Origin of the sequence: Paenibacillus sp. FSL P4-0113 (genome assembly GCF_038009305.1) — a bacterium.
In the GTDB taxonomy this organism is placed as follows: domain Bacteria; phylum Bacillota; class Bacilli; order Paenibacillales; family Paenibacillaceae; genus Paenibacillus; species Paenibacillus polymyxa_D.
Genome location: NZ_JBBPAZ010000001.1, coordinates 4330700 through 4350650, shown reverse-complemented (window position 1 = coordinate 4350650; position 19951 = coordinate 4330700). Strand labels below are relative to the sequence as shown.

The 19951-nt window shown below is 41.6% G+C and carries 14 protein-coding genes and 1 pseudogene; 4 read left to right on the top strand and 11 right to left on the bottom strand.

The window, feature by feature from the left end; all coding sequences use genetic code 11:
* Nucleotides 1-26: 26 nt before the first annotated feature.
* Nucleotides 27-2456: a nitrite reductase large subunit NirB gene (gene nirB / locus MKX46_RS18820; RefSeq protein ID WP_209949397.1), complete on the bottom strand. Its 2430-nt coding sequence runs from the start codon at nucleotides 2454-2456 to the stop codon at nucleotides 27-29.
* A 406-nt stretch (nucleotides 2457-2862) separates the two neighbouring features.
* On the opposite strand from nirB, the gene MKX46_RS18815 reads away from it, so the two are divergent.
* Genes MKX46_RS18815 through MKX46_RS18805 form a run of 3 tightly spaced genes read left to right on the top strand, consistent with a single transcriptional unit; the run spans nucleotide 2863 to nucleotide 6862 of the window.
* The gene (locus tag MKX46_RS18815; RefSeq protein ID WP_029515882.1) at nucleotides 2863-4542 is read left to right on the top strand and encodes a spore germination protein; all 1680 of its coding nucleotides are present in this window, start codon (nucleotides 2863-2865) and stop codon (nucleotides 4540-4542) included.
* A 24-nt stretch (nucleotides 4543-4566) separates the two neighbouring features.
* Complete coding sequence (locus MKX46_RS18810) at nucleotides 4567-5670, top strand: GerAB/ArcD/ProY family transporter (protein ID WP_029515883.1); 1104 nt, start codon at nucleotides 4567-4569, stop codon at nucleotides 5668-5670.
* Nucleotides 5663-6862 carry a Ger(x)C family spore germination protein gene (locus MKX46_RS18805; protein WP_241113470.1) on the top strand — a complete coding sequence of 400 codons (1200 nt, stop codon included), beginning with the start codon at nucleotides 5663-5665 and terminating at the stop codon, nucleotides 6860-6862. Before MKX46_RS18810 ends, MKX46_RS18805 begins: the two co-directional genes overlap by 8 nt.
* Before the next feature lie 37 nt (nucleotides 6863-6899).
* Here MKX46_RS18805 and MKX46_RS18800 read toward each other — a convergent pair whose 3' ends face one another.
* The 7 genes from MKX46_RS18800 to MKX46_RS18770 all read right to left on the bottom strand — a co-directional run bounded on the left by MKX46_RS18800 (nucleotide 6900) and on the right by MKX46_RS18770 (nucleotide 16794).
* Nucleotides 6900-8942: a serine hydrolase domain-containing protein gene (locus MKX46_RS18800; protein WP_341071622.1), complete on the bottom strand. Its 2043-nt coding sequence runs from the start codon at nucleotides 8940-8942 to the stop codon at nucleotides 6900-6902.
* Between the two features lie 123 nt (nucleotides 8943-9065).
* Nucleotides 9066-10367 carry a GHKL domain-containing protein gene (locus MKX46_RS18795; protein WP_341071621.1) on the bottom strand — a complete coding sequence of 434 codons (1302 nt, stop codon included), beginning with the start codon at nucleotides 10365-10367 and terminating at the stop codon, nucleotides 9066-9068.
* Nucleotide 10368: 1 nt separating this feature from the next.
* Nucleotides 10369-11109, bottom strand: a complete 741-nt coding sequence (locus MKX46_RS18790; RefSeq protein ID WP_165148237.1) for a LytR/AlgR family response regulator transcription factor — start codon at nucleotides 11107-11109, stop codon at nucleotides 10369-10371.
* Nucleotides 11110-11319: 210 nt separating this feature from the next.
* Complete coding sequence (gene treR / locus MKX46_RS18785) at nucleotides 11320-12069, bottom strand: trehalose operon repressor (RefSeq protein WP_069010927.1); 750 nt, start codon at nucleotides 12067-12069, stop codon at nucleotides 11320-11322.
* Between the two features lie 76 nt (nucleotides 12070-12145).
* Entirely contained in the window at nucleotides 12146-14110 is a 1965-nt protein-coding gene (gene treP, locus MKX46_RS18780) for a PTS system trehalose-specific EIIBC component (protein ID WP_165148234.1), read from the bottom strand.
* An 89-nt stretch (nucleotides 14111-14199) separates the two neighbouring features.
* Nucleotides 14200-15939, bottom strand: a complete 1740-nt coding sequence (gene treC / locus MKX46_RS18775; RefSeq protein ID WP_341071620.1) for an alpha,alpha-phosphotrehalase — start codon at nucleotides 15937-15939, stop codon at nucleotides 14200-14202.
* A 273-nt stretch (nucleotides 15940-16212) separates the two neighbouring features.
* A complete protein-coding gene (locus MKX46_RS18770; RefSeq protein WP_069010924.1) occupies nucleotides 16213-16794 on the bottom strand; it encodes a LysE family transporter in 582 nt (193 codons plus the stop codon).
* A gap of 110 nt (nucleotides 16795-16904) precedes the next feature.
* Between MKX46_RS18770 and MKX46_RS18765 the strand changes: the two genes are divergently transcribed.
* Complete coding sequence (locus tag MKX46_RS18765; RefSeq protein ID WP_081317545.1) at nucleotides 16905-17459, top strand: helix-turn-helix domain-containing protein; 555 nt, start codon at nucleotides 16905-16907, stop codon at nucleotides 17457-17459.
* Nucleotides 17460-17575: 116 nt separating this feature from the next.
* On the opposite strand, the gene MKX46_RS18760 is transcribed toward MKX46_RS18765, so the two are convergent.
* From MKX46_RS18760 to MKX46_RS18750, 3 genes and pseudogenes are all read right to left on the bottom strand, one after another.
* Nucleotides 17576-18145, bottom strand: a complete 570-nt coding sequence (locus MKX46_RS18760; protein WP_029515893.1) for a sugar O-acetyltransferase — start codon at nucleotides 18143-18145, stop codon at nucleotides 17576-17578.
* 183 nt (nucleotides 18146-18328) lie between these two features.
* Nucleotides 18329-18481, bottom strand: a pseudogene (locus MKX46_RS18755) (MFS transporter); the annotation flags it as partial.
* A 184-nt stretch (nucleotides 18482-18665) separates the two neighbouring features.
* Complete coding sequence (locus tag MKX46_RS18750; RefSeq protein ID WP_069010922.1) at nucleotides 18666-19949, bottom strand: MFS transporter; 1284 nt, start codon at nucleotides 19947-19949, stop codon at nucleotides 18666-18668.
* Nucleotides 19950-19951: the final 2 nt, after the last annotated feature.

Sequence of the window (19951 nt, the reverse complement as noted above, 5' to 3'; positions counted from 1 at the left end):
CCCTTCCTCAGGCATTTTAGATACAATTACACAATAGACGGGGTGACAACCTCGAATAAATTCTTGCGTGAATCCTCATCATTGATGATCTTTTTCCAAGGGTCTTCTACCTGTTGCAGTGCAAATTCGATACGTTCTACTAAAGCTTGGCGATTAGCTGTATCATGAACGACTGCTTTCTGAATCTCTTCCAGACCGATCCGTTCCACCCACTCCGAAGTACGTTCCAGGTATTGCCCTGTTTCCCGGTAGAATTGCATTACGCTGCCTACAATATCAATCAGCTCGGCGTCGGTTTTCACTTTACAGAGTGAATCAGCCAACCGTGCTTTAATACCGCCATTACCACCGATAAAGATCTCCCAGCCTCCATCATTACCTACGATTCCGATATCTTTGGTACATGATTCCGCACAGTTGCGTGGACATCCATTAACCGCTAATTTGAATTTTGCCGGGAAGTCCAGTCGTTCGAATTTCCGTTCCAACACTTCTCCCATTCCCATCGAGTCCTGTGTGCCAAACCGGCAAAATTGCGATCCAACACAGGTTTTAACCGTACGAAGTGACTTCGCGTAGGCATACCCCGACGGCATATCGAGTTCTTCCCATACTTTAGGCAGATCCTCTTTACGGACACCGATCAAATCAAGCCGCTGTCCTCCTGTTACTTTAACGACCTTAACGTTGTATTTAAGAGAAACATCTGCTATCTTCTTCAAATCTTCTGGGGTCGTTACACCGCCGTACATTCTAGGAACAACTGTAAACGTTCCATCCTTTTGAATGTTTGCGTGCAATCGCTCATTTACAAAACGGGAATCTCCCTCATTTTCATAGGTATCCGGGTTAATCATTCCCAGATAGTAATTCAGCGCTGGCCGGCATTTGGAGCAACCTTCATCATTATGCCAACCCAGTACATTCATCACTTCACGCGTAGTTGTCAGCCCTTTGGTTTTGATCGCTTCCACAATCTCGTCCCGGCTCAATGTTGTGCAGCTACATATTCCTTGCTTGGCTGACGTCTTGAAGCTGTCTCCAAGAACATATTGTAGAATCTGCTCCACGACCGGCTTACATCCTCCACAAGAACGAGTTGCTCCGGTACATGCCTTAATTTCATCGACTGTAGTCAATCCATTGTCATTAATTGCATCAACAATGGCCTTTTTAGTTACACCGTTACAGCCACACACAATTTCATCATCGGCCATCGTTTCAGCGGATGATGTTTTCGACCCGTGATTGCTGCATCCAGTACCCATGAGCTGTCCATATATTTCATCTGTCATCAATGTTTGCTGACGTACATATTTTTGCAGGCTAGCAGATTCACTCACATCGCCAAACAGTACAGTTCCAACAATCTTATTTTCACGAAGCAGCACTTTTTTGTAGGTCCGCTTCCACTCATCTTTTGCTACAATCACCGTATGTTCAGGCTGGGTTATGAATTCGCCAGCTGAGAAAACATCCACCCCTGAAATTTTGAGCTTGGTGGAAACCACCGATCCCATATAACCTTCAGTTTCCGCGCCTGCCAAATGTTTGGCAATGACACTTCCCTGCTCAAACAGCGGAGCTACCAGACCATAACAGATTCCGCGGTGTTCAACACATTCCCCTACAGCATATACATCCGGCACAGAGGTTCTCATCAAATCATCGACTACAATACCACGGTTCGTTTCCATACCACTTTGCACAGCTACCTGAATATTAGGCTTGATCCCAACCGCCATAACGACCAAATCCGCTTCCAGCTCGCTTCCGTCAGAAAACCGCAGTCCTTGTACCCGATCTTGACCGTACACCTCCGAAGTTTGCATTTGCATAGCAAACTTGATTCCCTGGCGTTCTAGTTCTGCTTTTAGCATCGCAGAGGCTTCCCGGTCTAGCTGACGTTCCATCAAATCTTCCATTAAATGAACGACCGTAACATCCATCCCCAGATTGACCAGGCCTTTAGCTGCCTCCAGCCCCAACAGACCTCCACCAATGACAGCGGCCTTTTTATAGGTCTTTGCCGCTTCCAGCATTGCCGAGCAATCGGCGATATCTCGGAAACCAATAACTCCCGGTAATTCTTTACCCGGAATAGGCAGAATAAACGATTGTGAACCAGTAGCCACCAAAGCCACATCGTAATCAATTTCCAGTCCGTCTTCGGTGAGAATCTTCTTGTTCTCACCGTCGATACTTTTAACCATTTTTCCTGTATATAAAGTAATCCCTTGATCCGCATACCATTGCAAATCGTTCAGTATGATATCATCTATTGTTTTACTACCTTCCAACACATAAGAGAGCATGATCCTGTTATAGTTCGGATGCGGCTCACTTCCCAGGACTGTAATTTCATATTTATCTGTTAATTTTAAAATTTGTTCGACCGTATTGATACCAGCCATCCCGTTCCCTATAACCACAAGCTTCTTTTTACTGTTTATCATATACCGGTTCCTCCATTCATTCGACGCTACTTCCTATCCGACGACATCTCTACGTTTCTAATGAATATTGTTTATGCTTCTATTTTAATACAGCAGATAGAGCTATATGTGATTATAATCACAATGTGGTTCGCATTAAGAATGTTTAGGGATTTCCCTATTCCGTTTCAAGGGGTTTTGCACCATTCCCTACGCTGACTCTCAGTGCTAGATAGCCCTAAAACAAAAACAGAAGTGTTTGGTGTGAGATCTGCCGTAATGATTAGATTTAAAAATAGTGTAGTTGATGATCATTTGCTCTGGTCATCGAACGAATCTTTCCAGTTCATGTGTAAATACAACCTTTATAAGGAATACTTTAGGGACAACTTGTATCTTAGAATTGAATCGTTTGGAGGTGGTCATCTTGTGGTCTAAAATAATTTCTTATATTCCGAGCTGGAGTATACTCTTTCAAGCAGGCCTCGCGTTGATTATTCCTTTAGGGATTTATTATATAAACACCTCGATTTATTCGTTTGTCGGTAGTAAGGGAGCGAAATCCAAACATTCTTCCGGTCGGCCGCTCTCCGATGAAAATAACGAAGGGCACCTTGATCAACAGAATAAACCAAACTCTAAAATTACAGGGAATTACGATTCCGATTTAAATTCGATCCGAGAGTCTATAGGCGGAAATAGTGATGTGCATTTTCGTGAGTTTATGTTGAAAAAATTTCATGCTCGGTCCGTATTAGTCTTCATAGAAGGCATGCAGGATGAAAAGCTTATGAGCAATCAGGTATTGGAGGTCTTGATGTTTGAGGGCCAGCAGGACCAACAGGAACAGCCGGAAAGTATAAGTAGCTCTTTTATAAAAGATAGCTTGATGCCACTTACGCAAATTAGTGAAGTTACCAGTATGGAGGAACTGCACGAGTTCATCCTTTTAGGTCATACTGCCTTATTAATTGAAGGAATGAAGGAAGCACTACTGGTAGGCTCGCCTAATGGCGCCATTCGCTCCGTCAATGAACCAACCTCTGAAGCACTACTTCGGGGTCCCAGAATCGGTTTTACGGAAGTATTAAGTGAAAATACTTCGATGCTTCGACGCCAGGGCTTAAATAAAAGTCTGGAAATGAAGAAATTTCAAGTGGGAAGCCGAATCAAAAAGGATCTGGTTGTCGCGTACATCAAGGATATTGTGAATCCGGATCTTCTTGAAGAAGTAAACCGCAGAATATCAAAAATAGATATGGATTTTTTGGCTGAATCCGGTTATGTGGAGCAACTCATCGAAGACAATTATTTAAGTCCGTTCCAGCAGGTTCACAACACAGAGCGACCCGACCGTGTCATTAATGCATTACTGGAAGGAAGAATAGCCATTCTTCTGGACGGGACTCCCTTTGCACTTATTGTCCCGGTGACCTTCAGTATGCTGCTTCAATCTCCCGAGGATTATTATGAACGCTGGATTCCAGGTTCACTTTTACGTTTGCTGAGATTTTTTGGAGCTTTCATAGCGCTGATGGGCCCTGCTTTGTATATCTCTTTTATTTCATTTCATCCCGGTTTGATTCCGACCAAGCTGGTCATTAGCATCATTCAGACCCGTCAAGGCGTCCCTTTTCCTTCCGTCATTGAAGTCATGATTCTGGAAATTTCGATCGAAATCCTGCGGGAAGCCGGCATCCGATTGCCCAAACCCATTGGTCCTGCAATGGGCATTGTGGGAGGCTTGGTCATCGGCGACGCTGCTGTAAATGCGGGCATCGTCAGCCCCTTCCTGGTGATTGTGGTTGCGGTAACTGCCATTTCTTCATTTTCGATACCGACATACAGTGCGGGCATTACCTTGCGCCTACTGCGTTTCGTCGGCATGCTCTTTGCAGCAATCCTGGGGATGCTCGGAACCATATTGTTCTTTCTGTTGATTTGTATCCATCTGACGAAATTGAAAAGCTTCGGCGTCCCATATGTGACTCCCTTTTCCCCGATGCGTCTAAGCGACTTGAAAGATATGTACATCCGAGCTCCTATATCTCTAATGAAACGAAGACCTGTTATGATGAAAACGCAGCAAAAAAGGCGTAGACCATGATGCCAAGACGAAGGAGGAGCTACTGTGTTTAGACGCTCTGATGACAAGATCACAACGAAGCAGGCGGCTGTATTCCTGACCAATACCGTATTGGGCGCAGGGATTTTGACACTGCCGAGGGGTGTAACTGAACAAGTACAGACTCCTGATGCATGGCTTTCTGTCCTCATCGGTGGAGGTATTGTCATATTCGTCGTCTGGGTCATGGTGAAATTAAGTCAACAGTTTCCCGGAAACACCATATACCAATACTCCAGAAGAATTGTAGGCACTGTTCCGGGAGGAATCTTAAGCGTGCTATTGATTATATACTTTATAATCATTGCCGGCTTTGAAATACGTGTGTTAGCTGAAGTGACCATGTTTTTTCTACTCGAAGGCACACCCATCTGGGCGATTGTGATTCCATTTATCTGGGTAGGGAGTTATTTAGTTTTTGGAGGCATTAATCCCATCGTGCGACTGTACCAGATTGTACTTCCAATCAGTCTTTTCTTTCTGCTTTTTTGTTTTCTCTTTAGCTTAAGGATTTTTGAAATTGATCATCTTCGTCCCGTATTGAGTGAAGGGGTTTTGCCCGTCATCAAGGGGCTGAAATCAACTATCCTTGTTTTCAGTGGATGTGAAGTCGTCATGACACTGGTCGCTTTTATGCAGCACCCCGAGAAGGCATTTAAGGCCATGGTAGTGGGGATCAGTATCCCTTTAATTTTGTACTTTTTGACCGTAGTTATGGTGATCGGCGGGCTATCGGTAGATTCCACTGTGACAAGTACTTGGCCTACCATTAATTTGATGCGCAGTTTTGAAATCCCTGGATTTCTTTTTGAACGTCTAGAGTTTCCACTGCTAGTGATCTGGATGATGCAAATGTTTTGTAATTCCTGCAGTTTTTTCTTCAATGCATCCTTAGGTGTTTCACAGGTGTTTGGTTTTAAATATCGTTATGCGGTTTTCGGTTTAATCCCGCTAATCTTTATCTCCACAATGACTCCTGTTCGTATGATGGAAGTGTTTAGCCTGGGCGATGCGATCGGATATATGGGAATCCTATTATTTATTTTGATTCCGGTATTTCTCTCCATTGTGTTCATGATCAGGAAGAAGGGAATGAAGCAAAATGTGTAGACGACCTATCCTATCTGTACTGCTTGCCTTTATTCTTCTGGTGACTCAAGTCGGTTGTTGGAGCAGCAAAGAAGTAGAGGAACTTAGCATATATACAGGACTTTCTCTGGATAAGGGGGAGCTCACTCCATTGGAACAGGATCTGGAGAAGAAAGGTAGCCGTTACTTCAAGAAAAATAAAATTACAGCCAGCGTACAAATCGTCCCCAAAAAATCATCTGGAAGCCCAAACCAACAAGGCGGAGGAGGGGGACAAGAGCCAAACTATAACAACATAACTGGCACAGGAGATTCTTTGCTTGAAATCTTCCGGCAGCTCTCTCTCCGTTTGGATCGCCCCGTTATTGGCCACCATCTAAAGGTCATGGTGGTTGCTACCGATTTGGCGAAAGAACAGACGATGCAGCAATTGATGGATTTTGCGCTTCGTGATAATGATATTCGCCCGAGTTGCTTGGTCTTCTTAAGCAAGGGACGAGCAGCTAGTACTTTAGTTACCAAATATAAGGAAGAAGTCCCATCCATTCATATTCTGTATATGCTTCGTAACCATTTCAGAACCAGCAAGGTAATGAGGGGGGTCAATTTGTCTGAATTGGATGGGATGATGCATTCCAAAAAAAGCTATATATTGCAAAACATCACTGAATCCGATGGGGAATTGGAATTTTCAGGTGCTGGTATTATTAAAGGAGATACCGGTCACTGGATAGGCAGTTTGGACCAACAAGACGTGGAGAGTATTGGCTGGATTACAGGTGATGTTAAGGGCGGAGCTGTAAAAACATATGACAAGCGGAATGAAGCTATCACTTACGAAATCAAATCGGTAAAAAGCAAAATAACAACTAAAGTAACCGAAGGCAACGATATCTCGTTTCACGTAAAAATTGAATCCAAAGGACGTTTAATCGAAAACTGGGATGATAAAGCGGACCCGACTGAGACACAAAACATGAAGGAGGCTGAGAAAGAGTTTGAAAAACAAGTGACTCGCAGGATTAAGTCTCTTATGCACAAATTACAGTCAGAATATAAAGTCGATGTTGCCGGTTTTGGTGACCATTTGCATATTGAGAAACCGCAGGTGTGGAAAAAGGTAAAGGATAATTGGGATTACAAATTCAGCAAAACACCCGTAACCTTTGATATAAAATTATCCATTACGGATTTAGGTTCATCTGCTGAATGAAATAGTCGCTCCTGAATTTACAGAAGCGACTACACACTTAATTCAAATTGATTTTAAATACATCCCCTGCATTGCCACCCAAAACGATCAAGCCACCTTTGGGCAGTACAACCGAATTGTTATTGCTAGCAGTTGAAAATTGTACAACTGCTCCGTTTTCATCATAGACAGCGAACCCTCCGCTTGTTGGAAAATCAACGGTCATCGTTTTATTGGCTGAGTTTTTATCTATTTTATACCATGTGGCTTGGCCATTAGATGGTACAGTGTGCACTGATTTTCCTCCCAAGATAGGTTTAGCAGCATCCTCACTGATATAGGATTGTCCATCTATGGTTAAATACTCCGAACCATCCTTGGTATAAAAATTCAGATCAAATGCATCTCTTCCACTCATAACTGGAATCTCAACGGCATTTACTGCTTTATTCTCATTCACAATTTTAGTACCACTTGCGTATCCATCATGATCAACGGATATTTTTTTCGTTATAAATGAGGGGGCCAGATAAAATATGGAAGATATCTTTTCATCCAAAGCATAATAAATTCTCCCGTTTCTGTTTTCCCATGCCTTTTTAACTGTGGGATTTACAGGATTGGCATCTAGCTTTTGATATTCATAAGTCACCATAACCATTTGACCTAATCCCGGAAAGTCTAAATATAGGTTAGCCTTAATATACGTTTTCCCGTTTTTTTGTTTGTCAAAGCTTATGGCTACACTGCCATCACTGCTTTTGAATTGTCCATTGCCTGTATACACATATTTTTGCGCCGGGACGAATCCATCCAAGAAAGCAGGTAAATCAAACTCACCGTTTTTAATCTCTACATTGATGGTTGTACCCACAGAACCGTATAATCCCGAATAAGAAAGTAAATCAGATGGCATTTCCACTTTTACAGGAGGCTCAAATGTTTTCTCAGGTATGATGTCTTTAATGATGCCCTTATCTTTTAAAAGTTCCAATAAAATGTTAGAAGCAAAAATACTATCTAAGATGGAAGACCCTCCAGATGAAAGCACAGCCATAGAAATATGATGCTCTGGTATGGTGATCAAAGTAGAGTGATACAAAACAGTATCCCCACCCTTGGATAACGCAGTTATTCCGTAATCACTAAACGGTGCCAACTGAACCGCATCCCAACCAAGTCCATAATTAAAGCTGTTTGTCTCTTCAGGTACCCATATTCCTTTTCGATATTCATGACTTTGCATGGACTTCGCCGATTGGGCAGATAGAATATCGGGTCTGTTCCCCGTTAACACTTCTGAAAACATAGCCACCTCTTCTGCGGTGGAGTATAAGCCCCCTGTCCCGATGACATTGGCATTTTCAACCGGTAAGGCCCCCTCAATCGCAGGAAAATAAGTTTTGGACAGCTTTTGTCTATCAAATTGATCGAGAGGTGTTTTGGTAGATTTCAAACCCAAAGGGGTACTCATATGCTTTGCCAGGAAATCGGTGTAACTTAGACCGCTCACCCGCTCAACTAATATTTCAAGCAATTGAAATCCATCATTGGTATATACGGAATATTCGCCAGGGTTTGATTTTAAAGTTTCTGATTGCAACCTTAGCAAGAGCTCATTATGATTTTCTGTATCATTGTTATTAAATAACATACTATTTTTATAGTGAGCACCATAAAGACCTGACGAATGATTTAACAGCATACGCGGTGTAATTTGTTTGTATCTTTCATCAGACATTTTAAAGTCCTTAATGTATGTTGTTAATGGCTGATCAATATCTACCTTATGGGCATCCACCAGCATCATCGTTGCAGCAGATACATACATTTTGCTTGTAGAGCCTATACCGAACATCGTATCTTTGGTGATCGGCTCGTTGGTTGCTTTATTCTTTACACCCACGCTATCCGATAATACGATGTTTCCATGATCCATAATGGCATACTGCACACCGCTAACACCGTATTTGGATACCAGCTCCGAGGCCAGACTGCGAGCCTTTTCCTTGATAGGTTCATCAGTGCCTTGAGCAAAAGTATTCGTCATCGGCAGTACAAAAAGCATAGCAGAAACGAACACAGCTATTATTTTCTTCATTCCATATTTCCTCCTCTTATAGCTTCACCAGATTTTATGACTGACCTGATCATACAATGAACGAGGATTCTATATAAAAAAACACCCTTAAACGAAAAAAACAATCCCTAAACAACATGATGTCTAAGGAATGTCCTTATAAAATGGCAATAAAACCATATTATTGAATACTTTATTTCTCGTTTCAATGGTCATATTCCCACCATATTTGTCACATATTCTAGATATATTGGTTAAGCCAATGCCATGAACATCTGGGTTTGATTTTTGACTATGCAAATGAGCCACTTCATTCTCCACATGATTAAGGATGTGAATGAAAAGCGCGGACTCATTGGAATGTATTTTAATAAGAATGTACCTGTCATCAGCAATCTTGACCTTTTTAGATGCTTCTATGGCATTATCCAGCATATTCCCTAGAACTACACATAAATCATAACGTTCAATATTTACTTTCTGTGAATATAAGTTAAGTTGGGTATCTACCTTGATGCCATTGGCTTGTCCAATGTTAAGACTATTCGTGACAAGGGCATCTATAACCAGATTACCGGTATTAACCCTTTGATATGCTCCTTCGATTTTATTTAAGGTAACCTTAATATGTTCACTCGCCTCAGCCAATTCATTTCTCTTGATACATTCTTCAATATACAAAAACTGTTGGTGCGTATCATGAATGATTCTTTTTATATTTTTGAAGCTGTGAACCGTTTTTTCATAATTGGCATCTTGGTAGTCCATCTGATGTTGTAATTGAGCATTTTCATGCATTAATTGAAATTTTTCAATGACATTATCAAAAATATATATGATAAAAACATTTAAGGAAATAAAGCCAATAATAGAACCAAAATAATACATATTCTTTTCACTATAAACAGATAAAACATTGACCTGGTATAAACTTATGATGGGAACGATTAAAAATAAAATATAGTAACGATGCTGCAAAGGGAAGGTTCTTCGTTTGGCAAATAACCGTATAATCTGAATGACAGCAAACATGATAATGCAGCTGAGTAACATAACCTTAGAGAATATCAAGTGATCTTGTTCACTCAAATGGCTAAAGTTGCTAATTTTAACAGAGCCTACAGCATATAAAATATAAAGAGATATAAAATTAACGATGGTTATCAATACAGCATAAAGGATAGAAAAGATGATCTTTGTCTTTATTTCCACTGTATACGATTGCGCTAAACTAAATATGACAAGTAATGCTAAAATCGAAGATATCGTAGGAGCCAAATAAACACTTAAATATAGGGAATCCAGCAACCCAAAAATAATGAAGTACACGAATCTGTTCGGCTTTCGATTGGACTTATCAAAAACCGAGTTAAAGTAAAAATTCACTTGGAAGCACATAACAAGGACAACGCAAAGATTAAGAAGCAGGGAGTTATATTCCATCATATTAATGCATCTTCATGATCATAAATTTGGTATATAGATCTTTAACTTCTTTTATTTTAGAACGCCCAATAGGTAACTTCACATCATTTGACATCAAAACATCACCGCCAGCAAATTTTTTCACATGAATTAAGTTTATAATAATCGAACGATGAATTTGTAGAAAATTATGTTCTTTTAATGCTGAAGCATAGTCCGAAAGAATCCCTTTGCTATCATAGGTTTGAGTAGAGGTTACAAAATGCAGTTTGTTTTTTATGGTTAAGCTTTTGACCACTTCAATACTAATGATATCATCATATTTTAAAAGCACTTCCTCATAAGCTGACTTGATGATAACGAATTTTTTATCGAGAGATTGAAAATATTGACACAGCTTTATCATTTTTTCCTCAAAGATATGGGGAGCAATCGGTTTTATTAAATACTGAAATGTGACTACGTCAAAACTTTCCACCATATATTCAGGGTAGCTCGTTAAAAAAACAATCTGTTCATCCAGGTGATTTAAACTCCTTATTTTTTGGGCGGTTTGGATTCCGTTCATGCCACTCATTTCAACATCCAATATTAAGATATGGAATGGAGACTCATGGTTTTGATAATGAGATACCAGCTGTTCTCCGGAGTCGAATAATTCAACTTTAAATTCTATACTGGTCTTTATCGACAAAGTAATCAGCATATTTTTAACAAGCTCTCTCTGCTTGTGCTCATCATCGCAGATAGCCACTCTATACATAAATAACATACACCTCGTTCCCATTGCATTGATCATGGAATTGTATTCTAAACAGTATATAACCTTTTAATATTCTATAAACAGCTTTTGGATAAAACGCAAATTCAAATCCCTCAAATGCCAGTATACAAGCTGCTCAGCAGTTGCATCCAAGGTAAAAAAGAAACCCTCGTCTTAAAAGACGGGGTTTCTTAACTATATTATTGATCGTTATTTTAAAAAATCTGCTCTCTTGTCTCCACCGTGGGAACGTCTGGCAAAGTCGACAAATTGGAATTTGTCCAGCCGATGCCTTGACTCGGTATACTGGAACAACGTGGTGTCCTCCAGATAAACATAGTTACGTACTACGACCACATGAGTGTAGTTCTGAAGGTCCATCAGCCTATGATCTTCTTCGTCTGCATTTTCTACGGAAACGACTTTTTTTGCATAACTGATTTGAAGATGGAGCTCTCCCTCCAAATATTCGTAGATGGATCCACGACTAATTTCCTCAGTAAGCACAGATACAATGTCTGATCGAAAGTAATCTTTGTCCAATATGACGCATTCACCTTCAATTTCACGTGCACGAACGACTTTCCAGACCAAATATTTGTCTTTGTCAATCTCAAGATGATTGGCTATGTCATCTGGAACTGGAAGTAGTTGATTTTCATGTACAATGGTTCGTGATGTACGCCCAATCCGTTCGGACATTTCCTTAAAACTGACCAGACCTCCTATAGGAAAATCCATCCGTCCCATATCCAGAACAAAAGATCCTTTAGCTTTTATTTTATGGATATACCCATTTTGTGCAAGCAAATGGAGTGCCTTACGTACGGTTTCGCGAGAAGTGTTATACTCCCGGGCCAGTTCATTTTCAGATGGCATTTTCGTACCTGGAGCCAATTCGCCTGTCTGAATCTGTCCCGAATAATCCTGATAAATTTGCAAAAATATATTCTTTGTCAATTTTCATCACCACGTTCATTGTAGCATTCTTTCACTTCCCTGTTCACTATAATAGACTGTGCGAATTGAAACTGAATTAATTCCTATGACCTGATGAAGAATTCAAATGAATTTTCATTAAGGTATACTGCAAATCGTCTGCCTCACCTGGCAGTTCCTCAACCGATTTAATCATACTTTGGCCATCCGGGACAATGACAGGTGTAATGATGGGATATCCAGATTTCTGAATCAGATCACGGTCAAATTCCATCAATAGTTGTCCTTGTTTCACAGTTTGATCTGTCTCCACATGTATGGTGAATCCCTCACCCTTCAGTGACACCGTATTGATCCCCACATGTACCAGAATCTGTACCCCTGTCGGATGCTCCAAAATCAAGGCATGCTTGCTTTTCATCATGATATGAATAACTTTTCCGCTGAAAGGGGCAAGAATCTTGCCATCCTTCGGTTCCACTGCGATACCGTGTCCCATCTGCCGTTCGGCAAAAGCCGGATCAGGAACCTGCTCCAACGGCACAACACGTCCCAGTACCGGAGTCTTTACTTCAAGCACATCCAGTGCAGAATCTTGACGGCCCGAATCTTTCCGTACGGAGTCGTTAGCTGGTGTAGCTGGAGTCTGACGGCGCTTATTTAGCAGTTTTCCATACATAAAGGTTAAAGTGAACGGTACAATCAATACGATCGCCATCCCAATGAAGAATACACCCCAGTTGTTTGGGAAAATAGACAAGAAGCCTGGAATCCCTCCCACACCAATGGAAGAAGCCATCACATGATTTACGGTAAGCAGTATACCTGCGATACCGGAACCGATCATTCCAAATACGAACGGATATTTATATCGGATATTCACCCCGAATATGGCAGGCTCGGTTACACCCAGAAAAGCAGACACAGAAGAGGTAAGAGCCAACCCTTTTCCCTTTTGCTCCTTCAATACTAGCATCATGGCCAATGCTCCGGCCCCCTGAGCGATATTGGACAGCGCCAGCATCGGCCAGAGGAACGTTCCACCCTGCGTACCAATTAATTGCACATCCACCGCCAGGAAAGTATGGTGCATTCCCGTAATCACGAGCAAGGAGTACAAGCCTCCATAGATCAAGCCTCCCACCGCAGGAGCCCAATCGAAAACGTATACAAGACCAGACGTAATAGCATTACCAATCATAAAAGTAACCGGACCGATCACTGTAAAAGCCAGAAATCCCGTTATTAATAATGTAATCGGTGCCACGAGTAACAGCTTAAATGAATCCGCTATCTTTTTATTTAGGAATTTTTCAATTTGTGCAAGTACGTAAGCGGATACTAAAACAGGTAAAACCTGTCCTTGATAACCAATCTTGTTCACTTCCCACCCAAACAAATTCCAAACCGGAACGGTTCCTTTGGTAACGGCATCCGCATAACCGTATGCACTTAATAGATCTGGGTGAACCAGAATCAGACCCAGTACAATCCCGAGTAAAGGACTGCCGCCAAACCGGACAACGGCTGACCATCCAATTAAGGCAGGTAGGAATGTAAAAGCGGTGCTGGCAATGGTGTTAATGATAGCAGCAAAGTCAGTCCATTGAGGATAGACCTGAACCAGAGCCATACCTTCGAAGAAAATCCCCTTGCCTGTCAAAATATTATTTATTCCAAGTAATAAACCTGCAGTCACGATTGCGGGCAAGATGGGGATAAAAATATCTGCCAGCGTCTTGATGGCACGCTGAATTGGATTTTGTTTTTTGCTTGCTGCATTTTTGACATCGTCTTTAGAAGCCCGACTACCTCCTGTAATGGAGATCATTTCGTTATATACCTTATCCACCAGGCCTGGACCAATCACAACCTGATACTGTCCTTGTGAAGAAAATTGGCCTTTGACCAAATCATTTTGTTCAAGTGCTTCTTTATCGACCAGCTTATCATCATAAAGGGCAAATCGCAGACGAGTTACGCAATGCGTAGAGGCCTCTATGTTGTCTTTGCCACCAACGGCTTTTATAATGTCTTCTACCTGTGATCTTTCAATCGCCATTTAGCCCACTCCCTTAACGTTTGCTCTTTTTTAGCAGCAACCCCGGTTATAAAAAATAACGTTCCCGGGTACTACTAGTTATCTCCATACTATTCACTAAGACTACGGACAATCCACATATATGAAGCATATGGGGCCAAAGTGATCTCTTGTTTTAGCTCCGGGACGTGCTGGGTATTACCTATTAAAAGCTCAGCCGCACCCAACGCTTGATTTTTTAATGATGAATAAAATGAATCCGGTATACGGAATTGCGCATCCTGTCCGCTAAAATTAGAGATGACGATCAAAGTCTCCTCTTCATTGCTGCGTTGATAGGCGTAGACCTGAGGATGAGCTTCGTCCAAACGTTGATAACTCCCGTCAGTAAGGACCTGCACCGTCTTACGCAGGTGAATCAGCTGACGGTAATGATTGTAGATCGAGTTCGGGTCCTCTAACTGAGACTGAACGTTGATCTGTGGATATCGTTCATCTACCTTAATCCAAGGCGTGCCTGTAGTGAAGCCCGCATTGCGAGTGTTATCCCACTGCATCGGTGTCCTCGAATTATCACGAGACCGCTCTCGAATGATATTCAATGCTTCTTCTGCACTTTTGCCTTGTTCCTGTAAGATACGATACATATTCAGAGATTCAACATCCCGAAACTCTTCAATATCTGCCCACTGCGGGTTGGCCATCCCAATCTCTTCACCTTGAAATATATAGGGTGTTCCTTGAAGACCATGTAACGTGGTTGCCAGCAGCTTGGCGCTTTCCGCATGGTATTCGCCATCATCCAAAAAGCGAGAGATCGCCCTTGGCTGATCATGATTGTTAAAAAACAATGCACTCCAGCCGCCACCTTGTTGCATGCCCGTTTGCCAATCCGAGAATAGCTTCTTCAACAATTCAAAATCATATGGCATCAATTCCCACTTATGTCCATTTGGATAATCTACCTTCAAATGATGAAAATTAAAGGTCATGGACAATTCTTTTCTTTCTGGATTGGAATAACGGATACAGTGATCCAGTGAGGTGGAGGACATCTCCCCTACAGTGACACTGTTATACGCTGAGAATACTTTCTCATGTAATTCATGAAGGTATTCATGCACACTTGGGCCGTCCGTATAATACTTACGCCCGTCCCCAGGAGCCGTGCTTCCATCGTCGTCCGAGAATTGCTGATCTTTGGAAATCAAATTAATGACATCAAGTCGGAAGCCACTAACTCCCTTCTCTGCCCAAAATTCCAGCACATTAACAACTTCCTGACGAACTTTGGGATTTTCCCAGTTTAAATCCGCCTGCGTCTTATCAAACAGTGTCAAGAAATATTGGTTTGTAGCCTCGTCATACTGCCAAGCTGGTCCACCAAACTTGGAAATCCAGTTGTTCGGAGGTCCTCCATCGGGTGCTGGGTCACGCCAGATATAATAGTCCCTGTACTCACTATCCTTAGAAAGCCGCGCCTGCTGAAACCAGACATGCTCTGTGGAAGAATGGTTAACCACGATGTCGATCATCAAGTGCATCCCACGCGCCCGAATTTCCCGGCTCAATTCTTCAAAATCCTGCATTGTTCCATAGTCAGGATTAATCCGGCAATAATCGGCTACATCATACCCGTTATCACGTTGTGGTGAGACATATACAGGCTGCAACCAGACAATATTGACACCCAGTTTTTGCAAATAATCCAGCTTTTGCGTCAGTCCTCTTATATCACCGGTTCCTTTACCCGTCGTATCGTTAAAACTTTTGGGATAAACCTGATAGACTACTGATTTTCGCCACCAGTCCTTATCTTGAGGAATCAAAGTCCTATTCGTTGCTTCCATTCATGCTCATTCCTTTCTTGCGAAATGAAATAGCGTAAAAAATAATATAACGCTTTCAACAACTTGTATATACAAGATTAAGTCATGTATATACAAGTTGTCAACAGCTTTATTTATTAAGGTAATACCCGTTTTGCAGCTAAATGATCAGGAGACTCATCCATTCTGTCCGATTGTATGTTATAACTCGTAAAATAAGCTCAATTCACACGAAAAAAAAGCTCCTGCCTATAGTCAGGAACCTTTCTTTTCTATGATGGAAACGGTATTCATTTACATCCATATCGATAGTGCACTATAAAGGAGCAATAAGGACATTATGATATTGAAGGAGCGCTCATACTTGTTCAAGAAACGCTGAAACATAGCCCCAAAAATCGCCCAGCACACTACAGCTATAAAACCAATACAGGTCAAAAGTAATGAAATCATAATAAGCTCTATATACGATACATCATAAGGCATAACAAACGTTGAAATGACCGTAATACCATACAAAATGACTTTTAAATTGATAAATTGCAGCAGCAATCCTGATTTGAAGGAATATCCTTCATTGTGATCATTATTTTTAGAAGAAGGTTTGCTCTTCGCTATTTTTATCGCCAGATAAAGCATGTACAGACTACCGAGTACATTCATCCAGATTTTAACCCGTGGCAAAAAATGATACAAAGCAAGATTAAAATAGCAGGCTAACAGCATAATAGCGAAACAGCCCGCTGTTACTCCCAGCAAAAATGGAAATGCTTTTCTCAAACCTAACCGCCTGGCACTGTCTAATGACATAATATTGTTGGGTCCGGGCGTAAAGCTGGTAACAATCACATAAGAAAGAAACGGAATAACCGGCATGCAACAATCAACTCCAGTATGTTATAATTGTATAAAGTGTGCGTTAAAACGCACGTTTGTACTTTATGATTGTACAATACGTTCTTTATAAAGCACAATAGGGGCGAATAATTATGGAGAATATTAATCTGATTTTAAGTAAAAATTTGAAATATCTAAGAAATGAACGAAAATTAAGTTTAGATAAATTAGCCGATCTGACGGGGATCAGTAAAACGATGCTTGGTCAGATTGAGCGGGGAGAATCAAATCCTTCGATTACAACCGTATGGAAAATTGCGAACGGTTTGAAAATCTCTTTCACTGCCCTGATTAATGAACCCCCTGCAGATGCAGTAGTCGTTCCGAAAACCAAGGTGCAAGTGCTTGAAGAAAATAATCACTATCGGTTGTATCCGTTTTTTCCCTATGAAGGAAGTAGAAATTTTGAGGTTTACACCGTAGAGATTGAAGCAGGCGGGGAACTGAGTTCAGCGCCACACCGTGAAGGTACAGAAGAATTTATTACGGTATTTGAGGGTGAAATGGTGATAAAAGTCAGCGAAGAAATGTACACAGTTAAAGCTGGAGATTCAATCCGGTTTAAAGCAGACCGTCCACACATTTACTATAATCTAGGAGAAACACTAGTTCGGATGAATATGATTATTTATTACTCTGTATAGTTCAATCTTGAAGACCATAAGCATACTAGTCTTTAAATTAAATGATCCTATTAAAATAAAGAGCTATTTTAATAGGATCATCGGAACAAATATTAAATGCTTTGCCTGTATGCTGTTTAGGAGATTTCAATCTGCTTAATTATTCGTGCTGGATTTCCAGCTACAACCACATGATCTGGAACATCCTTGGTTACTACTGCTCCTGATGCCACTACGACATTATTACCTATCGTAACACCAGGATTGATCACTGCTCTCCCGCCGATCCATACATTGTTGCCAATCTTAACAGGCTTTCCATACTCTGGGCCAGCGATTCGTTCAAACGGATCTATGGGGTGAGTTGCTGTGTAAATATGAACTCCTGGAGCCAGGAAACAATTATCTCCAATGCGCACTTCGCAAACATCCAAAATGGTACAGTCAAAGTTGGCGTAGAAATTATTTCCAACATGGATGTTGTATCCGTAGTCACAACGTATGTTGGGTTCCATGCCTATATTTTCACCAGTTGATCCGAAAAGCTCCTTAAGTAACTTTTCACGGTACTCACGATCCGTCTCTGTCGTCTGATTAAAGAGACGGACACATCTTCTCGCATACTCTCTTTCACTCGTTAATTGAGGATCAGCAGCTACATACAGTTCTCCATCTATCATCTTTTGTTTTTCCGTTTTCATAGTCATGCGACAATCCCCTTTATTTTTTAATCTGATTTTTTCTTTCACTCCAATGGGTTGGGCTGCACCCGATATCAAACCAGCGACCATAACGCCAACAAGCACTACAATCAAGGCATGCAGAAGTTCCAACATGTTCACCTAAAAACCCTAAGCCTGGGGGATCTATAAGTAGTCCCGCTAAAGAAATGCAGCTAATCCAAAAATAATGATTCCCATTTCGGCAGTCGAGACATGTAAATTACCCCGTATAGTAGGCGTTCGAGATACCCAGGAAGCAAAAGCTACACCCGGTAAAGCGAACAACAAAAACAAGATATTACGAATTACCCGAGGATTCATGGATGATTCTACTGGCATTTACATATCTACTTATCACCACTTTTTATTAATGTTTTAATAAGTTATATCATAATTAGTCATTCTATTCGTATCCAAACTATTTGTCAAAAAGAGAACTATGGCTGCTTCCCCCCGACAGTTAGGTAAACACAAAAAAACGACCATAAGGTCGTTTTTTGCTAGTCTATGCTCTCTTTGAACGCATCCATAACATGATAGGAAGTAACGCCAGCGCCAGAATTCCTCCCGCATAAGAAAGTATGGAATAGCTTGAATTTGCTACGATCATCCCGGACAGTGCTCCTCCCGAAGCTCCTGCCAAAGCAATAAGTACGTCCACCGATCCCTGTACCTTAGCTTGATTAGATATTGTCGTCGAATCTACAATCAAAGCGGTTCCACTAATCAGTCCAAAATTCCACCCTATCCCTAAAAGAGAAAGCGCCACAATAAGCAAAACCATCGAATCAGTGGGAGCCAACGCAGCTACTACGCCAGCGAGAAGTAGCGTTACAGCTGAAGCCATCGCCATCGCTATACGACCAATCTTATCGACAAGAATACCCGTAACTAGAGACGGAAGATACATAGCACCAATATGAAAACCGATGACTAATCCTACTTCGCCGAGTCCATGTCCATGGTGCTTCATATGTACGGGAGTCATCGTCATAATCGCAACCATGACAATTTGAGTTATTATCATGATTAAAGCGCCAAGAATAATTCCTTTTCTACCATCACGAGTAGCCTCAAGATCAGAAGACGACTGGCTTCCTTGTGCCGCCTGATTCGCAACTGCTTTGGCCACCAATAAAGGGTCAGGATGAAGAAGTAGCAATAATATTATGCCTGCTAATGTATAGGCTACCGCCGCTAAAAGAAAAGGTCCCGCTAAACTGGGAACTCCAATGGATAACGCAAACTCTCCGGTAACGTTAACTAAGTTGGGACCGGCTACCGCTCCGATCGTTGTAAAGACCATAGCCATACTCGCAGCTGTTGCCCTCTGCTTTGAACTTGCGAGATCTGTACCGGCATAACGAGCCTGCAGATTTGTAGCCGTTCCCGATCCATAAACAAGAAGGGAGACTAGAAGCAGGGTAATACTATTCATAAGGGCTGCAACAACGACACCGATCGCCCCAACTCCCCCTGCAATAAAACCGAGTCCCAGCCCCATTCGTCGGCCGAATCTTTGGGAAAACCGACCAACGAGGAGCGCTGCAGCCGCTGAACCAAGTGTAAATAGTGCCGCAGGAATCCCCGTAAATTTATCCGTACCCAGCATATCTTGCGCCAACAACGCACCAACGGTTACTCCGGCAGCAAGTCCGGCGCCTCCAAAAATTTGAGAGAAAATAACGGTGATAAGCGTACGACGATACAGTTTTCTTTGCTTATCTGAAGATTCCGCATAGGAATTGATAAGCGCTTGCCTCTTCTGCGAAGCATTCGTCAAATTCATTA

Coding starts and splice junctions, on each gene's coding strand:
- MKX46_RS18770 (WP_069010924.1), bottom strand. CDS start 16,794: ATGCCGGTTATTCCGTTTCTTTCTTATGTGATTGTTACCAGCTTTACG.
- MKX46_RS18795 (WP_341071621.1), bottom strand. CDS start 10,367: ATGATGGAATATAACTCCCTGCTTCTTAATCTTTGCGTTGTCCTTGTT.
- MKX46_RS18750 (WP_069010922.1), bottom strand. CDS start 19,949: ATGAATTTGACGAATGCTTCGCAGAAGAGGCAAGCGCTTATCAATTCC.
- MKX46_RS18800 (WP_341071622.1), bottom strand. CDS start 8,942: ATGAAGAAAATAATAGCTGTGTTCGTTTCTGCTATGCTTTTTGTACTG.
- treP (WP_165148234.1), bottom strand. CDS start 14,110: ATGGCGATTGAAAGATCACAGGTAGAAGACATTATAAAAGCCGTTGGT.
- treC (WP_341071620.1), bottom strand. CDS start 15,939: ATGGAAGCAACGAATAGGACTTTGATTCCTCAAGATAAGGACTGGTGG.
- MKX46_RS18790 (WP_165148237.1), bottom strand. CDS start 11,109: ATGTATAGAGTGGCTATCTGCGATGATGAGCACAAGCAGAGAGAGCTT.
- nirB (WP_209949397.1), bottom strand. CDS start 2,456: ATGATAAACAGTAAAAAGAAGCTTGTGGTTATAGGGAACGGGATGGCT.
- MKX46_RS18760 (WP_029515893.1), bottom strand. CDS start 18,145: ATGACTATGAAAACGGAAAAACAAAAGATGATAGATGGAGAACTGTAT.
- MKX46_RS18805 (WP_241113470.1), top strand. CDS start 5,663: ATGTGTAGACGACCTATCCTATCTGTACTGCTTGCCTTTATTCTTCTG.